The sequence below is a fragment of the Methylobacterium sp. C33D genome (assembly GCF_053345825.1).
Map to the genome: position 1 here is coordinate 1 of NZ_JBKFAV010000162.1, position 329 is coordinate 329.

Consider the following 329-nt stretch of genomic DNA (forward strand, 5'->3'; position numbering starts at 1 on the left):
GGCCGAGATGCGGCTGCGCCCGGTGATGATGACGGCGCTGGTGGCGGCCCTGGGCTTCCTGCCGATGGCGCTCTCGACCAGCGCGGGCGCGGAGGTGCAGCGGCCGCTCGCCACCGTGGTGGTCGGCGGCCTGATCTCGGCGACCCTGCTCACCCTGGTGGTGCTGCCGGCAATCTACCCCGCGGTCGCCGGCCTGCGCCTGCCCTTCGCCCGGCCCACGCCCCCCGCCGGGCGCCGGCCCGGCGGCTCCGGGGCGCGCCGACGCGCGGTGGCCGACCCGTGACCGCGATCGGAGCGCGACAACGTATCCGCAATCGGTATGTGGATAC

The 329-nt window shown here is 76.3% G+C and carries 1 protein-coding gene; it reads left to right on the forward strand.

The window, feature by feature from the left end:
- A partial coding sequence (locus ACLBXO_RS31865) for an efflux RND transporter permease subunit (protein ID WP_447687933.1) occupies positions 1 to 283 on the forward strand: 283 nt, incomplete at its 5' end.
- Positions 284 to 329 lie beyond the last annotated feature (46 nt).